Here is a 23,320-nt window from a genome sequence, read left to right as displayed (position 1 = left end):
CTGTCGTATCATGGCATCTTTGTCTGACGTACCGTTCTTATGCGTGAGAATCAGGCCCTCCACTGGATCATCGATGAAGACCGCCTCTTCACCGACATGGCCGACTCCCCCGACAATCCCTGCACCGCTTGCGGCGGTTGCTGCGCGCATTTCCGCGTGTCCTTCTATTGCGGCGAGCTCAGCGATGGGCTCGGCGGCATGGTGCCGGTGGAACTGACCAGCAAGGTCAACGACAGCCTGGCCTGCATGAAAGGCACCGAACACGGCCATGGCCGTTGCATTGCGCTGGTAGGTGAGCTGGGACAGCCGGGCGTGGGCTGCAGCATCTATCCGCGGCGGCCCAGTACCTGTCGCGAATTCTCTCCCTGGGAGGCCGATGGTCGTCCCAATCCCGTATGCCAGCAGCGCCGCCAGGCCCTGGGCCTGCCGGCGCTGTCTGCCTTGCCGCCGCAACAGGCCGCGCCCGGACTGCCGGCCTGAGCCGCTACTGCGGCGCGTCTTGCCGGCACAACGCCATCAGCGCATCGCCCAGTGATTCCGGCCGTCCCTCGAAGAGCCTCTGCAATGCGCGCGGGTCGGCCAGGTGCGCATACAGCGCACTACGCGCCGGATAGTCGGTGGCCATGCGCACGGCGGCCTGGATGTAGTCGTCCAGCGTGGCGGCAATGGTCCAGTCGGGCAGCCCGACGCGGCGGAACAGGCCCTCGTCGATGTGCTCGAAGACTTCCGGCCCGGTCTTGCAGACACCCGGCAAGCCCACCGTGAAGGCGTCGATGATGCCGTTGGTATTGCCGAAGGGCAGGGGCGAGAGGAACATGTCGCATTGGTTGAAGATCGACAGGTATTGCTGGTAGGGCTGGTGCGCATAGACCTGCGCGCTGGGCACATAGCGCAGGATCAGCCGTCGCAGCTGCGGATACAGCAGGCCCTGCGCCTGTCCCACCAGGAAGTGCAGCCGCAGCTGCCGCCCCGGCTGGCCTGCGGGCGGATTGGCCGCCAGCGCCACGATCTGCTGGCAAGCCATCAGGAAGCGCGGATTGAGCTTCATCGTCGTGGCGGCGATGGCCACCTGCACCTCTGGCCGGTCGCTGCGCTCCCGTATGGGGATCTCGAACGGGATCGCCGAGGGCCGGTAGGGCTGGCCGTCGGCGGGCAGGCGCAGCAACTGCTCGCTGAAGCAGGCGGGGTCGCCGACGAAGTCTTCTTCCACACTGATGTAGTCGATGTGCGGGGAATGCGTGGTGGCCGGATGGCCGAGCCCGGCCACTTGCAACGGCGCCAGCCGCAGGTTGGCGGCGAACATGGTGATCGGGAACATCCCCACGCTGGGCATGTAGAACACCCGGGGCTGACGCTGGCCGGCGATCTCGCGCAATCTCCGGATGCTGCCGATCAGGTCGGAGGGCTTGCCCAGATCGATGAATTCATCGAAGACGGCGCGCCCCAGCGCATCGGTATTGGCCTCGAAGCCCAGGCCCACCAGATGGAAATGCCGCCGCGCCGCTTCCATCGTCTTGGAGTGGGTGCGATAGATCGAATGTCCGCCGGAAAACCATTCCACCAGCACCAGCATGATGGGCTTGCCATCCACGCGGGCGGCGCCATCCTGGTCCAGGTCGTCCAGGCCTTCACTGCGCAGGGTCTTCTGCAACAGCTGGTTGATCGCGCCCTTGATGCGGTGGCGTTGCGGCAGGTCGGCGTAGCTGCAATGCATGTAGACGTCGTGCAGCACGGCCACCGGCAGGCCGGCCAGCGAATCGAGCTGTTGCAGCCGATCCGGCAGCCAGCCCAGCAGTGCTTCACGCTTGGAATGGGCGGCGGGCGTGCCCAGGAAGCGGGGCGACATCAGCGCCAGGAACAGGGCGGCCGCCAGCGGCGGGTTCTGCGCCCATAGCATTTCCACGTCCAGCGGCAGTTCCGATTCGGGCGAGTAGAGCAGGCAGAACTTGACCAGGTCCAGCGGCTTGACCTCCACCGTTTTCGCCTGCGGCCCGCCCGGATTGAGTGCGCGCAGGATGTGGTCGGCATGGATGAAGGGACTGGCCGCGAAGAGCGCGGCCAGCCAGCGCTGGAAGTGGATGAGCTGGCCGAAGCCATCCGGACTGATGTGGAAGCTGGGGTCCGAGAACAGGGCCGAGATGGCGCTCGTGATGCGGCTCAGGATGTGCTGTTCGAGCGCCGCCGCCGGCACGGCTGGCGAGACCGACAGCGGGAATTGCCCGGTCAGCTGGCCGTAATGCCGGTCGATCAGGGCCAGCAGCCTGACCAGCTCCCGCGCAGCGGCTTCGTGCTGGCGGGCGTAGCAGAGGTACTCGAAGTTATCGAGGGAAAACGCGGGGGCAGGGCTGGCCGTCATGGCATGGTCTCGTCGTCAACAGAGGGGCAGGGCGCATTGTGCCGCGTCGGCAGGCGGCCGACCAGCATTACTCTGTACCAGCGGTAACGGAGGCATGGCCGGGGAAGATCCAGCCGACCGCCTCGGGACGTCCGAAGAGCCGCTCGGCGCCATGCGCCGCGCCGGGAATGAGGCGCTGTTCGTGGCGCACCGGGCGCTGCCATCGCTGCGCCAGAAACTGCTCATAAGCCACGTAGGCGAGCTGGCGCGCCACCCGGCTGGCGCCCTGCAGCGCTGCGGCGCAGCTGCGGTCCAGGAAGCGCTGCTGCGGATCGGTATCGTGCTGGCCTACCATGTAGCGCACGTCGCGCCCGGCATAGCGGGCGAACAGCCGGGGGCCGTCCAGTTCTTGCCGGGCCAGGTAGGGCGGCGCTTGCTGCAGGCCATAGCGATAATCGTCGTAGTCCGGGCAGGCCGCCGTCTTGGGAAGCGCAAAGCCGTTGCCGTCGGGACGTTCCGGGCTGGCATACAGATACGATGACGGACTGGAGACCACATAGCGCAGGTGGATGTTGCGCTGTTGCAGGGCTTCGTCAAGGCTGTTCAACATCGCGTAGCGCTGCATCAGTTGCGCGCCGGCGGAGTGGCCGATGAGCACGATCTCGCGCAGGGCCGGGAAGCGCCCGGCATCGGCCAGCCAGCGCAGGAGGTCGTCCAGCGCCTGGAAGCTCGTTATGCCGGTCACACCGTCCTTTGAGGCTGCGCCCTGCATCCAGGCATCGCCCGCCCATAGCGCCATCTGCGCCGAGGCCCCGCTGTCCCTGGCGGTCATGAAGCGTGGGGCCAGCAGCAGGGTGGTGGCCGGTGACAGTTGCGCAGCCGTCAGCAGGCGCTGGCCGATGGCGAAGTAATCGTCGGCATTGCGCTTGATTCCGTGGACGATCACCACCGCCCGTTGCAGCGCGGCAGGCGGGTGGCTCAGGTCGGCATTGGCGTACAGCGTAAGGGTGTAGGGCGTGGGGCCGGGCAGGGTGAGTGGCTGGGCGACCGGAGCGGCGTCGGCAGAGCGGGCCGTGATCGCCGTCAGCATCGTGAGCGCCATGAACAGCGTGACCAAGGGCAGGACAGGCAGCGAACGCAAGCGAGAGAGGATCATGGCGGGTGGCGGGTCGGCATGCACATGCATGGCCCGGCAATATAGCCCGAAAACCGGGCCGTGCTCAATGCCGCGTGCGCGCCTGCAGCATGGCCGAGGGCGTCTGGCCGAACAGCTTCTTGTAGTCGCAGGAGAACTGGCTGAAATTGGCAAAGCCCCAGGCCGCTGCGATGTCACCGATGCTGCCCACGGCCTGGCGGCCATCGCCATGGCACAGGGCGCGGCGCACGCCGTTCAGGCGCAGCGAGCGCAGGTAACTCATGGGGCTCATGCCCAGCACATCTTCGAAGCAGTATTGCAGCGTGCGCCGGCTCACATGGACCGCCTCGCACAGCATGGGTACGGTGACCGGGCTGTCCTGGTGGGCCATGGCGAACTCGCGGGCGTCATTGACGATGCGGCGGCGGCGCAGGAAGCTGGCGCCAGCCTCGGCCTCGATCTCGCCCTCATCCAGCATGGCCAGCAGCGCCACCAGGACCGCCTCCTGGCGCAGCTGCAGCGCCGCATGCGCGCCGCTGGCCTGGCCGGCCATGGCCAGCAGGGCGGCGATCTGCTGGCGGCAATCCTCCAGTCCGCCATGGTCGACCTTGAGCAGTTCGGCCTGGCCCAGTCGCTGCCAGTCCGGCTGGCAGCCCAGCCGTGCAGCGCTGGCCTGCAAGGCGTCGCGCTGGACCACGATGCCGTAGATCTCATGCGCATCCGGCGTGACCAGTTCGAATTCGCAGGCGCCCGGGCGGGTCATCACCACATCCTCGCCAACCTGGCGGCCATTGATGCGCATGCCCGTGGTGCGCGCCTCGATGCCAAACCAGTAGGCGTCCGGCCACACCTGGCAGGACTGGCGCACCGCCCGGCTGCTGGCTTCGCGGAAGATCTGCAGGCCATCGCTTTGCCACTCTTGCAATACGCCTTCGAAACTGCCGCAGGTGATCTGGTCGTAGCGCTGTTCCCAGTCCGTCAGGTTGTGGGCATGCTCATCCACGTCGCGCGCAACGGTGGTGCGCAATGCCCGCTGGATGGGCGTGGCAGGTGTGTCAGGCTGGGACAGTAAGCACGAGGACATGGACGGACTCCTTGATCGACCAGCGGCCCGCAAGCCGCGCAGTTTTGCCGAATTTCGATAACGCCGCCGAATTTGCCGTTGCTATATTGCGTCGCTAGGGCAGCGTATTGATCGATATCAAGCAAGCGCCATGCCCGACACTACAGCAGCCGACACATAGCGGCCTATCGTTCGCGCCAACAGGAGAATCCCATGAATGCAAGCTCTTCCGGGCAAGGCCATACGCTCAAGCCCGTCCTGTCCACTCTGCAGCTCTGGGCCATTGCGGTCGGGCTGGTGATTTCCGGTGAATACTTCGGCTGGAGCTATGGCTGGGCCAGCGCCGGCACGCTGGGCTTCACGGTGACGGCGCTGTTCATCGCCGCCATGTATGCCACCTTCATCTTCAGCTTTACCGAACTGACCACCTCCATTCCGCATGCCGGCGGGCCGTTTGCCTATAGCAAGCGCGCCTTCGGGCCGGTCGGGGGTTATCTGGCCGGGGCGGCCACGCTGATCGAATTCGTCTTTGCGCCACCGGCCATTGCCCTGGCTATTGGGGCCTATCTCAATGTGCAGTTCCCCAACATCGACCCCAAACTGGCGGCGCTGGGCGCTTATCTGGTGTTCATGACGCTCAACATCGTGGGGGTGCAGATCGCGGCCACCTTTGAGCTCTTCGTGACCTTGCTGGCGATCTTTGAATTACTGGTCTTCATGGGGGTGGTGGCGCCGGGCTTCTCGCTGGCCAATTTCACCAAGGGCGGCTGGTCGGGCAGCGACGGCTTCAGCCTGGCTGCGGTGCCGGGCATGTTCGCGGCGATCCCCTTTGCGATCTGGTTCTTCCTGGCCATCGAAGGCGTGGCCATGGCCGCCGAAGAAGCCAAGGATCCGCGGCGCTCCATTCCGATTGCCTACATCACCGGCATTCTCACGCTGGTCGTGCTGGCCATTGGCGTGATGCTCTTTGCCGGCGGCGCAGGCGACTGGACCAAGCTGGCCAACATCAATGACCCGCTGCCGCAGGCCATGAAGCTGATCGTCGGCGACAACAGCAACTGGCTGCACATGCTGGTCTGGTTGGGCCTGTTCGGCTTGGTGGCTTCCTTCCACGGGATCATCCTGGGATATTCGCGCCAGATCTTTGCGCTGGCCCGCGAAGGCTATCTGCCGGCCTATTTCGCCCGCGTCCATCCGCGCTTCAAGACGCCGCACCGGGCCATCCTGGCCGGTGGCGTGGTGGGGATCGCCGCCATCTACAGCGATGAGCTGATCAAGATCGGCGGCCAGACCCTCACCGCCAATATCGTCACCATGTCGGTGTTCGGCGCCATCCTGATGTACATCCTCTCGATGCTTTCGCTGTTCCGCCTGCGCCGCGCCGAGGCCGGCCTGGAGCGGCCCTTCCGCGCACCGCTGTACCCGTACTTCCCGGCCTTCGCCTTGTTCGGTGCGCTGGTGTGCATGGCCACCATGATCTATTACAACCCGCTGATCTTCGGCATCTTCGTGGCCTTGCTGGCGCTGGGCTATGCCTGGTTCCTGGCCACGGCGCGCCAGCGCGCCGAAGGGGCGGCGGCCGTTGCGGAATTCTGAACGATATAAATCTTTTATAGCGATATACCGATAACTCGACAGGGCCATCATGAACAACAATCACAAACCGACGACCGATACCGCCGCACCCACCCTCAAGCGCCGTGGCTTCCTGGGCGGCCTGCTGGCTGCCGCTGCCGGCGGGGCGCTGGCCACTATCGCCACGCCCGGCCAGGCCGCGGCACGCGCCGAAGTGGCGCTGGACCGCGCCAAGTGGGCCGCGCGCAATCACGAGATGGTGGCGCAGATGATTGCCGAGCATGGCAAGCTGGCCGCGGGCTACCAGAGCAGCAAACGCCCCTACGCCGTGTTCGACTGGGACAACACCAGCATCATGAACGACTGCGAAGAAGCCTTGCTGATGCACCAGATCAACACGCTGTCCTTCAAGCTGACGCCGGCCGAGTTTTCCGCCATCACGCGGCAGAACGTGCCGCCCGGTCCCTTCAGCAAGGACTTCAAGAATGCGGCTGGCGAGGTCGTGGACCTGGAAGCCATCTGCGCCGACCTCGATGCCGACTATGCCTTCCTCTACGCCAACTACAAGGGCATGGCCGGCAGCAAGTCGCTGGAAGAAGTCAGCGCCACGCCGGAGTTCCAGGACTTCCGCGCCAAGCTCTACTATCTCTATGAAGCCGTCAACGATACCCACGGCGTGGCGGTCGGCTATCCCTGGGTGATCTACTTCTTCGCCAACATGAGCGTGGCCGAGGTGAGCGCGCTGGCCGAGGCTTCCAACGATGCCGCCCTGGGCGCGGCGCTGACCAAGGTCAAGTACACCAGCCCGGCGCAACGCCCGGGCAGGGCGGGCGTGGTGAGCGTGTCGCATTTCCACGGCATCCGGTTGTGCACCGAGATCGCGACGCTCATGGACGCGCTGCGCCGCAATGGCATCGATGTCTATGTCTGCACCGCCTCTCTGGAAGAGGTGGTGGCGGTGTTCGCCACCCATCCCAAGTATGGCTATCACGTCAGTCGTGACAACATCATCGGCCTGCGCCTGGAGCGCAACGGGCAAGTGTTGCGCAATGCCTACCTGAAGGACTGGCCGCTGACCTGGGGACCGGGCAAGACGGTGGCCATCAGGCAGGTGCTGGTGGCGCAGAAGGGCTATGGTCCCTTGTTCGTGGCCGGCGACAGCGATGGCGACTACGATATGCTGCGCGACTTCCCCGAGACCCGCTATGGCTTCATCGTCAACCGCATGAAGAACGGCAAGATCGGCGAGTTGTCCAAACTCGCGGCCGAGCAGATCAATGCAGGCAGGCCGCGCTTCCTGCTGCAGGGCCGCCAGGAATCGACCGGCAATTGGCTGCCGGCGGAAGCCAGCATCAAGTACGGCAAGACCGCGCCGCAACTGCTGACCAGCTGACCCACTGGTCAGCCAGTCGGCCGCTTAGGGGCGTGACACACCGCCGCCACCCAGGGCGGCGGTGATTCAGGAGGAGCATCATCATGGCCGAACACCGTTTCCGGCACAGCGTAGGTAGCGCCAGCTACGTGTTTCGCGATCTCAAGGAACTGATGGCCAAGGCCAGCCCGGCGCGTTCGGGCGACCTGCTGGCCGGCGTGGCCGCAGGCAGCGCCGAGGAGCGCGCCATTGCGCAGATGGCGCTGGCCGCGCTGCCGCTGAAGACTTTCCTCGAGGAGCCGCTGATCCCTTACGAAGAGGACGAGGTCACCCGGCTCATCCTCGACAGCCACGACCGCGCCGCCTTTGCCACTATCGCCCATCTGACGGTGGGCGACTTCCGCAACTGGCTGCTGGCCGATGACACCGACAGCGCGGTGCTGGCGGCAGTCGCACCGGGGATCACGCCAGAGATGGCCGCAGCGGTGTCCAAGATCATGCGTAACCAGGACCTGATCCTGGTGGCCAAGAAATGCCGCGTGGTCACGGCCTTTCGCAATACCATCGGCCTGCCGGGCCGGCTGTCCACCCGCCTGCAGCCCAATCACCCCACCGACGACGCCAGCGGCATCGCCGCCAGCATGCTCGACGGCCTGCTGTACGGCAATGGCGACGCCGTCATCGGCATCAATCCCGCCACCGACAATGTGCCGCAGGTGGTCAAGCTGGTCGGGATGATGGCCGACGTGATTGCGCGCTACGAGATCCCCACCCAATCCTGCGTGCTGACCCACGTCACCAATACGATTGCGGCCATCGAGCGCGGCGCGCCAGTGGACCTGGTGTTCCAGTCCATTGCCGGGACCGAGGCGGCCAATCGCGGCTTCGGCATCGACCTGGCCCTCCTGGGCGAGGCGCGCGAGGCGGCGCTGTCCTTGCAGCGCGGCACCGTGGGTGACAACGTCATGTATTTCGAAACCGGCCAGGGCAGCGCGCTGTCGGCCAACGCCCATCACGGCATCGACCAGCAGACCTGCGAAGCGCGCGCCTATGCGGTGGCGCGCGCCTTCAAGCCGCTGCTGGTCAATACCGTGGTCGGCTTCATCGGGCCGGAATATCTCTACGATGGCAAGCAGATCATCCGCGCCGGACTGGAAGACCATTTCTGCGCCAAGCTGCTGGGCCTGCCCATGGGCTGCGATGTCTGCTACACCAACCATGCCGAGGCCGACCAGAACGACATGGACGTGCTGCTGACCCTGCTGGGCGTGGCCGGCTGCACCTTCGTCATGGGCATTCCCGGCTCGGACGACATCATGCTCAACTACCAGACCACGTCCTTCCACGATGCACTGTATGCCCGGCGTGTGCTGGGTTCGCGGCCAGCGCCGGAGTTCGAGGACTGGCTGCACCGGATGCAGATCTTCAACCCCGGTGGCGAGGATCAGGCGTTTCGCCTGCATGCCGACATGCCGCCCGGTTTCCGCGAGACCTTGCTACGCCTGCAATGACCATGGACGACAAGAACATTTCCCCCCAATGTGCAGAAAACGCCAGCCCCGGTGCCGAAACGGTCACGGCCAATCCGTGGGAAGCGCTGCGTCGTTTTACCGCGGCCCGCATTGCCTTGGGGCGCAGCGGCGTGAGCTTGCCGACGCAGCCGCAACTGGCCTTCCAGCTGGCGCACGCGCAGGCGCGCGACGCGGTGCACCTGCCGCTGGATGTGGCTGCGCTGAAGGCGCAGTTGCAGGAGCAGGGCGTCTGCGCTGCGCAAGAGGTGCTGGATGTGCAAAGCGCCGCAGCGGATCGGCTGGTGTATCTGCAGCGACCTGACTTTGGCCGCAAGCTGTCGGAACCATCGCGCCAGCAGCTGCTTGAACTTTTCGGCACCCAGCCGCAGCGGCGCTACGATGTGGGCTTGGTGATTGCCGATGGACTGTCGGCATTGGCCATCGTGCGCAATGCCGCTCCCTTCCTGGCCGAGCTGATGAAGCGGATCGCCCCGGAGGGATGGTCGATGGCGCCGCCGGTGATCGTGCAGCAGGGGCGGGTGGCGGTGGCCGATGAGATCGGCGAGTTGCTGGGCGTGAAGCTGGTGGTGATCCTGATCGGCGAGCGGCCCGGACTGAGTTCGCCCGACAGCATGGGCCTGTATCTGACCTGGATGCCCGCACGCGGACTCACCGACGCCAGCCGCAATTGCATCTCCAATGTGCGCCCGGAAGGCTTGCCCTATCCGGAAGCGGCCTACAAGCTGCATTACCTGATGGCGCAGGCGCACCAGCGCAGTTTGTCGGGCGTGGCCTTGAAGGATGAGACGGCCAGTGAGGGGGAGGCGCTGGACGTGCGGCGCAATTTCTTGCTAGGCGACGCCTGAAGTCTCAGTCTCAGCCTCAGCCGCAGCCGCGGATTGCGACAGGACCATGCCTCGATAACCGTTCGGACTGAGTAGCGGCTTTGCCGCGTATCGAAGATTCTCCGTCGGTGCGTCTTCGATACGCCGCACTGGTGCGGCTACTCAGTCCGAACGGGAGTCAAGGCATTGGCGGCGGCTGGTCCTGCAGGCAAGCCCCGCCAAAGCAAAAAGGCCGCGACTTGCATTCGCGGCCTTTTCGTTTTACTGCCGGGAGGGCAATCGATGAATCACTTACCCTCCCGCACCGATCAACGCCTTACAGCGTTTCCAGCGCCTGGTTCAGCGTGGCGCTCGGACGCATCACGGCGAAGGTCTTCTCGCGATCCGGCAGGTAGTAACCGCCGATATCAACCTGCTTGCCCTGCACCGAGTTCAGCTCTTCGACGATCTTCTGCTCGTTCTCGGCCAGTGCCTTGGCCAGCGGGGCGAACTGCTTGGCCAGCTCGGCGTCGTCCTTCTGCGCGGCCAGTTCCTGCGCCCAGTACAGGGCCAGGTAGAAGTGGCTACCGCGGTTGTCCAGCTCACCGGTCTTGGGCGAGGGCGACTTGTTGTTGTCCAGCAGCTTGCCGGTGGCGGCGTCCAGGGTCTTGGCCAGGATCTTGGCCTTGCTGTTGCCGGTCTTGATGCCGACCTCTTCGATGGACACGGCCAGGGCCAGGAACTCGCCCAGCGAATCCCAGCGCAGGTGGTTTTCACCGACCAGCTGTTGCACGTGCTTGGGCGCCGAACCGCCAGCACCGGTTTCGAACATGCCGCCACCAGCCATCAGCGGGACGATCGACAGCATCTTGGCCGAGGTGCCCAGTTCCATGATGGGGAACAGGTCGGTCAGGTAGTCGCGCAGGATGTTGCCGGTCACCGAGATGGTGTCCAGGCCTCGGATGACGCGTTCCAGGGTGTAACGCATGGCGCGCACTTGCGACATGATCTGGATGTCGGCGCCGGTCAGGTCGTGATCCTTCAGGTAGGTGTTGACCTTCTTGATCAGTTCGGCTTCGTGCGGACGGTACGGGTCCAGCCAGAACACGGCCGGCATGCCGGACAGGCGGGCGCGGGTCACGGCCAGCTTGACCCAGTCACGCACGGCGGCGTCCTTGACCTGGCACATGCGCCAGATGTCGCCTTCTTCCACGTTCTGCTCCAGCAGCACTTGGCCGTCCAGGGTGACGATGCGCGCCACACCGGCTTGGGCGATTTCGAAGGTCTTGTCGTGCGAACCGTATTCCTCGGCCTTCTGGGCCATCAGGCCGACGTTGGGCACGGTGCCCATGGTGGTCGGGTCGAAGGCGCCGTTGGTCTTGCAGAAGTTGATCATCTCCTGGTAGATGCGGGCGAAGGTCGATTCCGGCAGCAGGGCCTTGGTGTCTTCGGTCTTGCCGGCGGCGTTCCACATCTTGCCGCCTGCGCGGATCATGGCCGGCATGGAGGCGTCGACGATCACGTCGTTGGGGGCGTGCAGGTTGGTGATGCCCTTGGCGGAGTCCACCATGGCCAGGCGCGGGCGCTTGGCTTCATCGGCCTTCAGGTCGGCCAGCACTTCGGCCTTCTTGGCGTCGGGCAGGGTGTTGATCTTTTCGTAGACGCCGGACATGCCGTTGTTGGGGTTCACGCCGATCTCGGCGAACAGCTTGGCGTGCTTGGTGAAGGTGTCCTTGTAGTAGGTGCGCACGGCGTGGCCGAAGACGATGGGGTGCGAGACCTTCATCATGGTGGCCTTGACGTGCACCGACAGCAGCAGGTCGGTCTCGAAGGCGTCTTGCATCTGCTCTTCGTAGTAGGCGCACAGGGCCTTCTTGCTCATGAACATGCTGTCGATGATTTCACCGGCCTGCAGCGAGATCTTCGGCTTCAAGACGATGGTTTCACCGGACTTGGTGACCAGGTCCATCTTGACGTCCACGGCCTTGTCCAGGGTCAGGCTCTTTTCGCCGGCGTAGAAGTCGCCGCCGTGCATGTGGGCCACGTGGGTGCGCGAGGCCATGGACCACTTGGCCATCGAGTGCGGGTGCTTGCGGGCGTAGTTCTTGACGGCGTTGGGCGCGCGACGGTCGGAGTTGCCTTCACGCAGGACCGGGTTCACGGCGCTGCCGGTGACCTTGGCGTAGCGCTTCTGCAGGGCCTTTTCTTCTTCGGTGGTGGGGTTTTCCGGATAGTCGGGCAGCTTGTAGCCGCGCGACTGCAGTTCGCGGATGGCCGCTTGCAGCTGCAGGATCGAGGCGCTGATGTTGGGCAGCTTGATGATGTTGGCGTCGGGGCTCTGGGTCAGTGCGCCCAGTGCGGCCAGGTTGTCGGGGACTTTCTGCTCATCGGTGAGGTACTCCGGGAATTCAGCCAGGATACGCGCAGCCACCGAGATATCGCTTTCGACGACGTCGATGCCAGCGGCGGCGGTGAACTTCTTGACGATGGGCAAGAGCGAATGGGTCGCCAGATAGGGTGCCTCGTCGGTCAGCGTATAGATGATGGTCGGGTTGCCAGTAGTCACGATGATGTCCTTGCGTTGGTGTGTTGATGTGCTTTGGTGCGATCCCCGCAGCGCCGGATGGGCGGCCCCGGCTCATGTCGGCCAGGACGCGCGCCACCTCCTTGTCGGCTTGCTGCGTGGAAATTCGTCTCCCGGGGCGGCATGGCTGGCGTACTGCTGCCAGGGGGCCGCGGCAAAAAACAGCGGTAGTTTACTCCTAAGCGGGAGGAAATGCTTCAACTCTTATATAAGACTTGAAGAAATTTTTGTATTTCCCTTGATTGCCTGGGCCTCGCTTTGGCCTTTTCCTGGGTTCCATTAACCTTTTTGGTTTAATCACCTATCAGGTTAGAATCGTCATGGAGAAGCATACCGCCCACTGCAAGCTGCCCGTGGTCAGGAAACTGATCGAAGCAGGGAAGGTGAAGGCGACCGCTACCGCCTTCCAGGGCGCGAGGGCGTGCGGCATCGGGGACCTTGATGGCATCTGCGCGGTGATCCTGGGGCTCAGGCCCCGTGACTTCCATAAAAGCATGACGACCCACGCCGACCATCGGGTCTGGCAGGATGTCTACCACGCCAGGCTGCACAATGGCATGGTGGTTTATCTCAAGCTCAGCGTGGTCGACGACGTGCTGGTGGTTTCCTTCAAGGAGCTTTGAAAAATGAAATGTCCTTGCTGCGGCGCAGCCGAACTGGTCCACGAAACACGTGACCTGCCCTATACCTACAAGGGCGAAAGCACCCTCATTGCCCAGGTGAAGGGGGACTTCTGTCCTGCCTGCGGCGAAGTCCTGCTCGATCGGGAGCATGGCGACCGCTACAGCGAACTGATCGGGCAATTCCAGCGCAAGGTGAATGCGGCCTACGTGGACCCCGCCTACATAGCCCGGGTCCGGCGCAAGCTCGATCTCGACCAGCGCGAGGCAGGCGAGCTCTTCGGCGGCGGCGTCAATGCCTTTTCCCGTTACGAGAACGGCAAGACCAAGCCGCCGCTCTCACTGGTCAAGCTGTTCAGGTTGCTGGACCGGCATCCCGACCTGCTGGACGAAATCCGCGCCGCCTGAGCTTGCCGGATGCGCATGGCAGCGTGATTGGATAAAAAAAGGCCGCAGCTCAAGCTGCGGCCCGTTCAATAGCCAGTGCAACGCCAGTACAACAACCGTATCAGGCCGTCGCCGCCTGCCGCACCGCCTTGTTGCGGTACAGGATCAGCGTGGCGATCAGGCCGCACACGGCGGCCGTGCTCATCCAGATGCCTGGCGCCGCCTTGTCATGGGTGTACTCGATCAGGCCGGTCGCAATGGCCGGGGTGAAACCGCCGAAGACGGCCGTGGCCAGGCTGTAGGCCAGCGAGAAGCCCGCCGTGCGCACATCGGCCGGCATCACTTCGGTCAGCGCCACCACCATGGCGCCGTTGTAGCTGGCGTAGAGGAAGGACAGCCACAGTTCCACGATCAGCATCTTGGCGAAGCTGGCGTCATGCACCAGCCAGTTCACGGCCGGGTAGGCGGTCAGGATGGTCAGCACGGTGAAGGTCACCAGCAGCGGACGACGGCCCACGCGGTCCGACAGCGCACCCATGATGGGTAGCCAGATGAAGTTGGACAGGCCCACGCACAGGGTCACGATCAGGCTGGCCTCGGTGGAGAGCTTCAGGACGTTCTTGCCGAAGGTCGGGGTGTAGACCGTGATCAGGTAGAACGACACGGTGGTCATCGACACCAGCATCATGCCGGCAATCACCAGCTTCCAGTTCTCGATCATGGAGCGGAAGATCTGGCCGGTGCTGGGACGATGCTTGCGGCGCATGAACTCTTCGGTTTCCTGCAGCGAACGGCGGATCACGAACAGCACCGGCACGATCAGGCAGCCGATGAAGAAGGGAATGCGCCAGCCCCAGCCACTGACTTCAGCCGGCGTCAGCGAGGTCGACAGCAGATAGCCGATGGCCGCTGCCACGATGATGGCCACTTGCTGGCTGGCCGACTGCCAGCTCACATAGAAGCCCTTGTTGCCAGGCGTAGCCATCTCGGCCAGGTAGACCGACACACCGCCCAGTTCCACGCCGGCCGAGAAGCCCTGCAGCAGGCGGCCGATCAGCACCAGCAACGGAGCCAGCGCGCCGATGGTGGCGTAGGAGGGCACAAAGGCGATGAGCATGGTGCCCAGCGCCATCAGCGCCAGGGTCACGATCAGGCCCTGGCGACGGCCCACGCGGTCCACGTAGGCGCCCAGGATGATGGCGCCCAGCGGACGCATCAGGAAGCCTGCGCCGAAGGTCATGAAGGTCAGCATCAGCGAAGCGAATTCATTGTCGCTGGGGAAGAAGGCCTTCGAGATATGGGTTGCGTAGAAACCGAACAGGAAGAAATCGAACATTTCCATGAAGTTGCCGCTGGTGACGCGCAGCACGGTGGAAAACTTCGATTGCGAAGCTGTGGATGTAGTCATGATAAGTGCCTCATTATGTGTTGGGCGGACCGTGTTGATTCCGGTCTTGCGCCTGTCTCGTCCTGCCATCGGGGCAGGTTTTGTCAGGATCTTTTTAATGGGAAAGCTATTGCGCCGCCGATTCTAGTCCCGAATCGGGGCAGATGGACGGCTTGGCCGGGGGAGTGATGCAAATATCGGTTTTTTCGATAGCTGGATGAAAGCTTCGGACTCCGGACAGTCATCCAGCGGCCTGTTTGTCCCATCCCTGCGTTGCGTCAATGCCATCGCCGGCCCGATCTGTTGCAATGCCGCATGGATCATCTCGATCCCATGCCGCGAACCAGGAGAATGATTGCATGAAGACCGCCGTATTCAGCGCCCGCCGCTACGACCAGACCTTGCTCGCCCGCGCCAATGCCGCCCATGGGCATGAACTGGTGTTCCTCCAGGACCGCCTGGAGGCCGGCACCGCCCAGCTGGCCGCCGGCTGCCAGGCGGTCGCGGCCTTCGTCAATGACGATCTGGGCGGCGTCGTCCTGGAGAAGTTGGCAGAACTGGGCGTGCGCTTTGTCACCACCCGTTCCACCGGCTTCAACCACATCGATGTGGCCGCCGCCCGGGCGCTGGGCCTGACGGTGGCGCGGGTGGCGGATTACTCCCCCTATTCGGTGGCCGAATTTGCCGTCGGCCTGCTGCAGGCGGTCAACCGCAAGATCGCCCGCGCCAGTATGCGGACCCGGGAGGGCAATTTCGAGCTGGATGGCTTGATGGGCGTGGACCTGCATGGCAAGACCGTGGGGGTGATCGGGACCGGCAAGATCGGTGTCCTGTTCGCCCGCATCATGGCCGGTTTCGGTTGCCAGATCCTGGGCAGCGACGTCCATCGCAATCCCGATTTCGACGCCCTGGGCGGGCGCTACGTGGAGCGCACCGAACTGTTTGCGGCCAGCGACGTGATCTCGCTGCATTGCCCGCTCACCGAGGCCACGCGCTATCTGGTCAACGCCCAGTCGCTGGCGCTGGCCAAGCCGGGCTGCATCCTGGTCAACACCAGCCGGGGCGGCCTGGTAGATACCGAAGCCGCCATCGCGGCCCTCAAGAGTGGACGCCTGCGCGGCCTGGCCATCGATGTCTATGAGCAGGAGGCCAGCCTGTTCTTCCAGGACCTGTCTTCGACCATCATCACCGATGACGTCATCCAGCGCCTGGTGTCCTTCCCCAATGTCATCGTCACCGGCCACCAGGCCTTCTTCACCGAAGAAGCCATCGGCCAGATCATGCAGACCACCATCGAGAACCTGAGCGCCTTCGCCGCCGGTGACGATCTGGGCGAGCGCCTGGTGGCCTGATCAGGCGCCGCCGGCGCGGCGCTCGAAGAGCGAATGCAATTGTTCGCCGATGCGCGGCTTCAGGTGCGCATGCACCCGCTCGATGATCACCTCGGCATCGGCCGGGCCATAGGTCTCGGCCAGTTGCCGGTGCATGTCGAAGTGCAGGTAGAGCAGGCCGCGCAGGCTCTGGAAAGCCGTCGGATGCGGCTCGCCGCAGACTTGTTCGTTGTTGTCCATGACCTGGTTGAGGATGCCCGGATCAAACAGCCGCACCTGGCAGATCACGGCGTGGCGCACGATTTCCATGTCCAGTGCTTCCAGTTCCTGGCTCAACTCATCGGGGGTGTGGCGCTGGGCGCTCAGTTTCTCGGTCATGGTCGTCTTTCGGCGGGAGGAGGGGGAGTGCACAGCCTACCATTTGCTGCGCCGCCGAAAGTTGTCGAAGATCAATGATTGCCTGATCCGGCGCAGGTCTTCGTTCAAAACGCGCAGATTGTCCGGAACAACTTGCTGCATGGCACCGCACTCGGCGCCGCCATGCAGGCTCAGAGTCAGGCTGCTTCCACCATCGGGTAGAACTCCCGGTTCTCGCGTCCGATGCGCTCGAACAAGGTCTTCAGGACCCGGTTGGCGTCGGCGCGGAAATGTTCCGGTTGTTCGGCGATGCGCTGGGCATCGTTCCACTGGCGTGAAAACTGGCCGTACTGCGCCGAGATGTCGGCCATCTCTTGCTGGTACTGCAGGGCCTTGGCGGCCAGCGCCGGATCGGCTTTCTGCAGGGCCGGATAGAGATAGCGGTCTTCCACCGACAGGTGCAGCTTGATCAACGAGCTCATGGCGATCACTTCGCGCGCGATGGCGACCGCCTGGAGGGCGATGCCTTGCGCGCTCAGGCGCTTGAGCTGCTGTACGTGGCTGATGATGTCGGCATGTTCGCGGCGATACTTGTCCAGGTTCATCATGGCTGGTCCTTTCTTGTGGGTCTGGTGTTTCAGGTCTTGCAGCGCCTCAGTCCAGCGACGCTGCCGGGCCGAAGAATTCGTAGCGGCTCTGTGCGGCCGGTACGCCCAGTTCGGCCAATTGGCGCTTGATGGCCTTCATGAAGGACTTGGGGCCGACGAAGTAGGCGTCCAGATCCGGATTCCCGGGCAGCCATTGCTGCAGCAGCGAGCGCTCGATCAGCCCGGTGGCATGCGGCGCAGCGTCGCCTTGGCGCGGCTGCTCGTAGCAGAAGCGCAGCTGCAGCTGCGGATGGCGCGCCGCCAGTTCTTCCAGCTGGCGGCGGAAGGCGTGTACGCCGCCATGGCGCGCCGCGTGGATGAAGTGGATGGGACGGCCCGAGGGCAGGGCGGCGGCCAGCATGGACATCATCGGCGTGATGCCGACGCCGCCGCTGATGAGCGCCAGCGGCTTGTCGCTGGCCATCAGGGTGAACTCGCCGGCCGGCGGGAACAGTTCGACCACCGAGCCGACATGGATTTGGTCATGCAACTGGCGCGAGACCTTGCCGCCCGGTTCGCGCTTGACGCTGATGCGGTATTGCGGCGGCTGGCCGGCCTGGCGCAGCAGCGCCGAGAGCGAATACTGGCGACGTTGTTCCTCGCCATCGACCACCATACGCAGGCCGATGTACTGGCCCGGCGCGAAGTCCAGCAGTTCACCGCCGTCCTGCGGCACGAAATGGAAAGAGGTGATCTCTTCACTCTCGGCCACCTTGCGGCTGACGATGAAGTTGCGGGCGCCGCTCCAGCCGCCGGGGGCCTGGGCCTTGGCCTCGTATTGCTGGCGTTCGGCGCCGATGAGGATGTCGGCCAGCTGGCCATAGGCGGCGGCCCAGGCGTCGATGACCGCATCGGTGGCGATCTCGGCGCCCAGCACTTCACGGATGGCGCGCAAGAGGCAATCGCCGACCATGGGGTAGTGTTCCGGCAGCACTTGCACCGCAACGTGCTTGTTGATGATCTGCGCGGCCAGCGGGCCCAGTTCTTCCAGGCGGTCGATATGGCGCGCATACATCAGCACGCCATTGGCCAGCGCACGCGGCTGGTCACCGCTGGCCTGGTGGGCGCGGTTGAACAGGGGGCGCACCTGCGGATAGTCGCGCATGAGCATCTTGTAGAAATGGGTGGTCAGCGCCTCGCCGCCTGATTCGAGCAGGGGAACGGTGGACTTGACGATGGCGAGTTGGGCGTCGGTGAGCATGGCGGGCCTTTCTTGGCAACTGGTGGAGAATCCGGTAGTCCGGTCTGTCGTCTTCATTACAAGACGCATGCCAGCCAGGGAATCTTTAAGAATCAACGACTTGGATATCGGCCGAGTATTCATGACACATGTCATAATGACCGCATTCAGATGGAATGTAGTCAATATGACCTCAAGAACATTGCTGGACGCCCTGGTGCCGCTGGTGGCCGATCTTTCGCGCGAAATCGATGACCGGGAGCGCTATCGACGCCTGCTGCAGACCCTGCGGACGCTCTTTCCCTGCGATGCGGCGGCGCTGTTGCGGCTGGAGGGTGACGTGCTGGTGCCACTGGCCATCGATGGACTCTCCAGCGATACGCTGGGACGACGTTTTCGGATCACCGAGCACCCGCGCTTCGGCATCTTGCTGGGCAATGCCGCACCGACGCGCTTCGCCGCCGATTCGCCGCTGCCCGATCCCTACGACGGGCTGGTCGATGGCCTCAACGACCAGCATTCGGGCGAGCTGGAGGTGCACGACTGCATGGGATGCGCGCTGACCGTCAATGGGCGCGCCTGGGGCTTGATGACGCTGGACGCCCTGGGGCGGGGGCGTTTCGACAGGGTGGACATGGACTCGCTGCAAGCCTTTGCCGCCTTGGCGGCGGCCACCGTCAATGTCGCCGAACGCATCAGCGATCTGGCGCAGGCGGGGCAGCAGGCCCAGCAGCGCGCCGAGGCCTACCGGCTGGGGCTGGAACAGAGCCAGGGCCAGCGCGAACTGATCGGGCAGAGCCCGGCGCATCGCCAACTGATGCAGGAAATCGGCATGGCCGCCCCCAGCGACATGACCGTGCTGGTGGCCGGCGAGACCGGTACCGGCAAGGAGCTGGTGGCGCATGCCCTGCATGCGGCCTCGCCGCGCGCCCACAAGCCCATGATCAGCCTGAACTGCGCGGCCTTGCCCGATACCTTGGTCGAGAGCGAGCTGTTCGGACATGTCCGCGGGGCGTTTTCCGGCGCGGTCGCCGACCGCCGTGGCAAGTTCGAGATGGCCGATGGCGGCACCCTGTTTCTCGATGAAGTCGGCGAGTTGCCGCTGGCGGTGCAGGCCAAGCTGCTGCGGGTGCTGCAGAGCGGACAGTTGCAGCGGGTCGGTTCGGACCGCGAGCACAGGGTCGATGTGCGGCTCATCGCAGCCACCAACCGCGATCTGGCCGACGAGGTCAAGCGTGGCCATTTCCGGGCCGACTTCTATCATCGGCTGTCGGTATTTCCCATCCGCGTGCCGCCGCTACGCGAGCGGGGACGCGACGTCTTGCTGCTGGCGGGCTATTTCCTGGAACAGAACCGGGCGCGGCTGGGCCTGTCCAGCCTGCGCTTGTCGGCCGACGCGCAGCGCGCCTTGCTGGACTATGCCTGGCCCGGCAACATCCGCGAACTGGAGCACCTGATCGGCCGCAGCGCCTTGCGTTCCCTGGCGACACACCGCACCCGCCCCACCATCCTGACGCTCGATGCGGCGGCGCTGGAGTTGCCTGCGCCGTCTCTGGCGACGGTCGCTGCGGCCGAGCCCAGCCTGCCCGCCGAGTCAACGCCAGCGCAGGCGAGCGGCTCCCTGCGCGACGCGCTGGAGCGCTATGAACGGCAACTGGTCAGTGCAGCCCTGCAGCGCCATGGCGGCAATCTGGCCGCCACCGCACGCGAACTGGGGGTAGACCGGGCCAACCTGAACCGTCTGGCCAAGCGGCTGGGATTGCGCTGAGGGTCGATACGGTGCCGAGCGAGGGCAGGGGGGGAAATAGAAGGAAGAAGGAGGGAAGGAAGAAAGGAGCCAGGATCAGGGCCTGCGTGAACAGGCCGCGACCCTGGCCAAGACTGAACTGATGCCGGTCAGCCCTGTTGCAGCTCGCCGTCCACCTCGGCCAGCTGGCCGCGGATGCGGATGGCGGTGAGGTGACGGGCCGCAGCGGCGTCGTCGTTGACGTGTTGCAGGTCTTCGGTGACGCTGGCGGCGGCTTGCGCCGGGTTGAGCTGGTCATTCTGGGCGAGTTGGCCCTGGTTGAGTTGCGACATGATGATCTCCAAGCGATGAAAATGCCGTGCGCGCCGCCCGGGAATGCTGCAGGCCTGAGCCAGTTGCAGCTGGCGACGCGGGCGGTGCGACAGACCCGCCATGTGCAGTGATTGTAATCGTTCAGGTTGCACTGCAACAGGTGGCGCCTGGCTGATGTTTCTGTAGGAATGCCGGCGACGTCGGCGATCAGCGGCATTGCGTTGTGGCAAGCTTTCCGGTCTGCATGCTGCGTTGCAGGGTAGAGCCGGTCGCTGCTTTTCCTACCTCCAATGGGGGCGCCCACCGATACCCGGCATGGATGGATCTCCATACGCTGAAGCGCAGTACCGTGAAGGCGGGTTTTCGTTTCCTTCCCCGTCCCCTTCCTCGTTCACCTTCCATCCCACAGCAAGGAGTCCAGCATGAATGAACGCAAGCTCGACAATTCCAACACCTACAAGATCATCGAAGTCGTCGGCAGCTCGCCCAACAGCAGCGACGACGCCATCCGCAACGCCTTGGCCGATGTGGTCAAGACCGTCAAGCACGTGGACTGGTTCGAAGTGACCCAGTGCCGGGGACATGTGGAGAATGGCAGCATCGGCCATTTCCAGGTCGGACTGAAAATCGGCTTCCGGGTCGAAGCCTGATCCCAAGCCCGAACCTTCATGCCCGTCACCCGAGGCCGCACGCTACTGCCGAGGGATAGCGGCGGTCAATGAGGCCGCTGCTCAGCACTTAGCAAGGTTCAATTGGCGTCTGTACCTGAAGGTGGCTACAGTACCGTCTATCGAAGCGAAGCGCCTGCACACGCAGGGCTGAGAGGGGCCGGGTGGCGCGTCATGCGCTGCAGCACGCCGGCCTCATCCTGCTGGCTTCATCCTGGCTTTCTTTTCCGTTGTCTCCGTCACCTGTCCCGCCTGTGTCCCCGCTTTTGCAGGGACGTATTCGCGCTGCCTTTCGCCGCAGTGCAACAGTAGGATTCATCCTACGCCATCTCAGGCCGCTGTCCGATAGTGGCTGTGCATTCTGATCCGTATAACGTCAATCATCGGCGCTCAAAAGACAAGACCGTCCAGTCAAACAGAACAAGAAGGACACGTCTTCGCACCGGCCACACGGGTCAAGTCGTGACGGCTGGCGAAGACACAAGTCGATGCGACGAGCCAAGGGTGCTTTCCATCTCAGGTGCTTTCACACATTAGGGGTCCATCTTGCAAGCTCGAGTTCTGTTAGTCAGCTCGGAGGCCGTACCGCTCGTCAAGACCGGTGGCCTGGCCGACGTGATCACGGCGCTGGCGGTATCGCTGCGCAAAGCCGGCATCGATGCCAGCATTCTTCTGCCTGCCTATCCGGAGGCAGTCCGCAACCTCGGCCATACCGAGCAGATCGGCCTGAAGCACGGCCTGCCCGGCGGCGCCGGTCGCCTGTTGCGCGGCATCATCCCCGGCACCGATGTGCCGGCCCTGCTGCTGGATACGGCGCGCTTCCGCCAGCGCGGCGCCAATCCCTACCTCGATACCGATGGCGTCGAGTTCAGCGACAACGCCGTCTGCTTTGCCGACCTCTCGCACGCCGCCGTGGCCATCTGCGCGGGCGAGACCAGCTTGTCGGCGCCGCATGTGGTGCATGCCAACGACTGGCATGCCGGCCTCATTCCCTGCCTGTTGAAGCTGCGCGGGCTGGACCATATCGGCACCATGCTGACCATCCACAACCTGGCCTTCCAGGGCAACTTCGCGCTGGAGTCGGCCGAACAGATCGGCATTCCCCAGCACCTGCTGACCGGCGACGGCGTCGAATACTGGGGCAAGCTGTCCTTCCTGAAGGCCGGCATCCGCTTCTCCGACTGCGTCTCCACCGTGAGCCGCAACTATGCCCACGAGATCATGACCCCACGTTTCGGTTGCGGCATGGACGGCATCCTGTCCTTCCGCAAGCTGGACCTGCGCGCCATTCCCAACGCCATCGACGCCGAGCTGTGGAATCCCGCCGATGATCCCCTGATCGCGCGCAACTTCAGCGTCGGCAACATGAAGGGCAAGGCCGCCTGCAAGCGCGACCTGCAAAAGCTGTTCGGCCTGCCGGTCGATCCCTTCGCGCCCGTCATGGGCATGGGCAGCCGCCTGTCGCACCAGAAGATGGCCGATGTGGTCATCGAAGCGCTGCCGGGCATCATGGAGCGCCATCCCCGCATGCAGATGGTGGTGCTGGGCTGCGGCGACCACGACTACGAAAAGTCCTTGCTGGCGCTGGCGCAGCGCTACGCCGGCCGCATCGCCGTGCACATCGGTTACGACGAACGCCGCGCCCATGCGCTGCACGCCGGCAGCGACATGCTGCTGCATCCGACCCGCTTCGAGCCCTTCGGTCTCACGCCCTTGTATGCGATGCGTTACGGCGCCATCCCCATTGGCTCGCGCGTGGGCGGCCTGGTCGATACGGTTTGCGACGCTGATCTGGATGCCGAACGCGCCACCGGCGTGCTCTTCGACGGCGACCGCGCCAGCGACATGGAGGCCGCTGTCGATCGCGCCTTCGCCTTGTATGCAGACAACGAGCGCTGGCAATCCATGCAACGCAATGCCATGAGCATCGACTGCGACTGGGCCGGTCCGACACGCGCCTATATCGACGCCTATGCCCATGTGGCCGACATGGCCGTGCGGCCCTTGTTTGCTCCGCGTCCGCAGCCCGTCGAACGTCCCGCCGTGCAGCATGAACGCATGGTGCGACCGGCAGCGGCCATTGCCGCGGCGCTGGCCAGCGTGGTGGGGGTTCCTGCCGCCGTGGCCGCCGCCTGATCCCATGCGCCCGACACTACGGGCGCTTCTCGTAATGAGCCCTGCTGCGCCGCCATCGGTGCAGCGGGGCAGCTATTGCCCGGTGCATGCTCACGTGCTGCGCCGGTGCGTGATTCTCGATGCTTTGATCAACAGTGATAACAACAACA

General features: G+C 64.4%; 20 protein-coding genes. 11 read left to right on the top strand and 9 right to left on the bottom strand.

Going from position 1 to position 23,320, the window contains the following annotated elements; all coding sequences use genetic code 11:
* Nucleotides 1-39 precede the first annotated feature (39 nt).
* Nucleotides 40-480 carry a YkgJ family cysteine cluster protein gene (locus tag ACP92_RS12580; RefSeq protein ID WP_041310768.1) on the top strand — a complete coding sequence of 147 codons (441 nt, stop codon included), beginning with the start codon at nt 40-42 and terminating at the stop codon, nt 478-480.
* 4 nt (nt 481-484) lie between these two features.
* Here ACP92_RS12580 and ACP92_RS12575 read toward each other — a convergent pair whose 3' ends face one another.
* The 3 genes from ACP92_RS12575 to ACP92_RS12565 all read right to left on the bottom strand — a co-directional run bounded on the left by ACP92_RS12575 (nt 485) and on the right by ACP92_RS12565 (nt 4,554).
* Entirely contained in the window at nt 485-2,356 is a 1,872-nt protein-coding gene (locus tag ACP92_RS12575) for a peptide transporter (RefSeq protein ID WP_013234500.1), read from the bottom strand.
* A 67-nt stretch (nt 2,357-2,423) separates the two neighbouring features.
* A complete protein-coding gene (locus ACP92_RS12570; protein ID WP_041311898.1) occupies nt 2,424-3,491 on the bottom strand; it encodes an alpha/beta fold hydrolase in 1,068 nt (355 codons plus the stop codon).
* Nucleotides 3,492-3,555: 64 nt separating this feature from the next.
* Nucleotides 3,556-4,554, bottom strand: a complete 999-nt coding sequence (locus ACP92_RS12565; protein WP_013234498.1) for a helix-turn-helix domain-containing protein — start codon at nt 4,552-4,554, stop codon at nt 3,556-3,558.
* 192 nt (nt 4,555-4,746) lie between these two features.
* On the opposite strand from ACP92_RS12565, the gene eat reads away from it, so the two are divergent.
* The 4 genes from eat (at nt 4,747) to eutC (ending at nt 9,857) form a co-directional block, all read left to right on the top strand.
* The gene (gene eat, locus ACP92_RS12560) at nt 4,747-6,129 is read left to right on the top strand and encodes an ethanolamine permease (RefSeq protein WP_013234497.1); all 1,383 of its coding nucleotides are present in this window, start codon (nt 4,747-4,749) and stop codon (nt 6,127-6,129) included.
* Between the two features lie 49 nt (nt 6,130-6,178).
* Nucleotides 6,179-7,501, top strand: a complete 1,323-nt coding sequence (locus ACP92_RS12555) for an HAD family hydrolase (RefSeq protein ID WP_013234496.1) — start codon at nt 6,179-6,181, stop codon at nt 7,499-7,501.
* A gap of 83 nt (nt 7,502-7,584) precedes the next feature.
* Entirely contained in the window at nt 7,585-8,991 is a 1,407-nt protein-coding gene (locus tag ACP92_RS12550; protein ID WP_013234495.1) for an ethanolamine ammonia-lyase subunit EutB, read from the top strand.
* Entirely contained in the window at nt 8,988-9,857 is an 870-nt protein-coding gene (gene eutC, locus ACP92_RS12545; protein ID WP_013234494.1) for an ethanolamine ammonia-lyase subunit EutC, read from the top strand. The genes ACP92_RS12550 and eutC overlap by 4 nt, the downstream gene beginning before the upstream one ends.
* Before the next feature lie 295 nt (nt 9,858-10,152).
* On the opposite strand, the gene ACP92_RS12540 is transcribed toward eutC, so the two are convergent.
* Nucleotides 10,153-12,381, bottom strand: a complete 2,229-nt coding sequence (locus ACP92_RS12540; protein ID WP_013234493.1) for an NADP-dependent isocitrate dehydrogenase — start codon at nt 12,379-12,381, stop codon at nt 10,153-10,155.
* Nucleotides 12,382-12,719: 338 nt separating this feature from the next.
* Between ACP92_RS12540 and ACP92_RS12535 the strand changes: the two genes are divergently transcribed.
* Together ACP92_RS12535 and ACP92_RS12530 are read left to right on the top strand one after the other, a co-directional pair.
* Nucleotides 12,720-13,022, top strand: a complete 303-nt coding sequence (locus ACP92_RS12535) for a type II toxin-antitoxin system MqsR family toxin (RefSeq protein ID WP_013234492.1) — start codon at nt 12,720-12,722, stop codon at nt 13,020-13,022.
* A 3-nt stretch (nt 13,023-13,025) separates the two neighbouring features.
* On the top strand, nt 13,026-13,427 hold the full coding sequence (locus tag ACP92_RS12530) for a type II toxin-antitoxin system MqsA family antitoxin (RefSeq protein ID WP_013234491.1): 402 nt from the start codon (nt 13,026-13,028) through the stop codon (nt 13,425-13,427).
* Nucleotides 13,428-13,527: 100 nt separating this feature from the next.
* Here ACP92_RS12530 and tcuC read toward each other — a convergent pair whose 3' ends face one another.
* A complete protein-coding gene (tcuC, locus tag ACP92_RS12525) occupies nt 13,528-14,814 on the bottom strand; it encodes an MFS transporter (RefSeq protein ID WP_013234490.1) in 1,287 nt (428 codons plus the stop codon).
* 338 nt (nt 14,815-15,152) lie between these two features.
* On the opposite strand from tcuC, the gene ACP92_RS12520 reads away from it, so the two are divergent.
* A complete protein-coding gene (locus ACP92_RS12520; RefSeq protein WP_013234489.1) occupies nt 15,153-16,145 on the top strand; it encodes a 2-hydroxyacid dehydrogenase in 993 nt (330 codons plus the stop codon).
* On the opposite strand, the gene ACP92_RS12515 is transcribed toward ACP92_RS12520, so the two are convergent.
* The 3 genes from ACP92_RS12515 to hmpA all read right to left on the bottom strand — a co-directional run bounded on the left by ACP92_RS12515 (nt 16,146) and on the right by hmpA (nt 18,329).
* Complete coding sequence (locus ACP92_RS12515; protein ID WP_013234488.1) at nt 16,146-16,502, bottom strand: hypothetical protein; 357 nt, start codon at nt 16,500-16,502, stop codon at nt 16,146-16,148.
* Between the two features lie 176 nt (nt 16,503-16,678).
* Complete coding sequence (locus ACP92_RS12510; protein ID WP_013234487.1) at nt 16,679-17,089, bottom strand: hemerythrin domain-containing protein; 411 nt, start codon at nt 17,087-17,089, stop codon at nt 16,679-16,681.
* 46 nt (nt 17,090-17,135) lie between these two features.
* A complete protein-coding gene (hmpA, locus tag ACP92_RS12505) occupies nt 17,136-18,329 on the bottom strand; it encodes an NO-inducible flavohemoprotein (protein WP_013234486.1) in 1,194 nt (397 codons plus the stop codon).
* Between the two features lie 166 nt (nt 18,330-18,495).
* On the opposite strand from hmpA, the gene norR reads away from it, so the two are divergent.
* On the top strand, nt 18,496-20,076 hold the full coding sequence (gene norR, locus ACP92_RS12500) for a nitric oxide reductase transcriptional regulator NorR (RefSeq protein WP_013234485.1): 1,581 nt from the start codon (nt 18,496-18,498) through the stop codon (nt 20,074-20,076).
* Between the two features lie 128 nt (nt 20,077-20,204).
* Here the strand turns inward: norR and ACP92_RS12495 are convergent, their stop codons facing one another.
* Nucleotides 20,205-20,387, bottom strand: a complete 183-nt coding sequence (locus ACP92_RS12495) for a hypothetical protein (RefSeq protein ID WP_041311894.1) — start codon at nt 20,385-20,387, stop codon at nt 20,205-20,207.
* 402 nt (nt 20,388-20,789) lie between these two features.
* On the opposite strand from ACP92_RS12495, the gene ACP92_RS12490 reads away from it, so the two are divergent.
* Nucleotides 20,790-21,017, top strand: coding sequence for a dodecin (locus tag ACP92_RS12490; RefSeq protein ID WP_013234483.1), 228 nt, complete (start codon nt 20,790-20,792; stop codon nt 21,015-21,017).
* A gap of 564 nt (nt 21,018-21,581) precedes the next feature.
* Nucleotides 21,582-23,171 carry a glycogen synthase GlgA gene (gene glgA, locus ACP92_RS12485; RefSeq protein ID WP_013234482.1) on the top strand — a complete coding sequence of 530 codons (1,590 nt, stop codon included), beginning with the start codon at nt 21,582-21,584 and terminating at the stop codon, nt 23,169-23,171.
* The last annotated feature ends 149 nt before the right edge of the window (nt 23,172-23,320 follow it).

This window comes from Herbaspirillum seropedicae (assembly GCF_001040945.1).
GTDB lineage: Bacteria > Pseudomonadota > Gammaproteobacteria > Burkholderiales > Burkholderiaceae_D > Herbaspirillum > Herbaspirillum seropedicae.
Note: the sequence above shows the minus strand (reverse complement) of the source record. Positions and strands in the feature narration are given on the sequence as shown.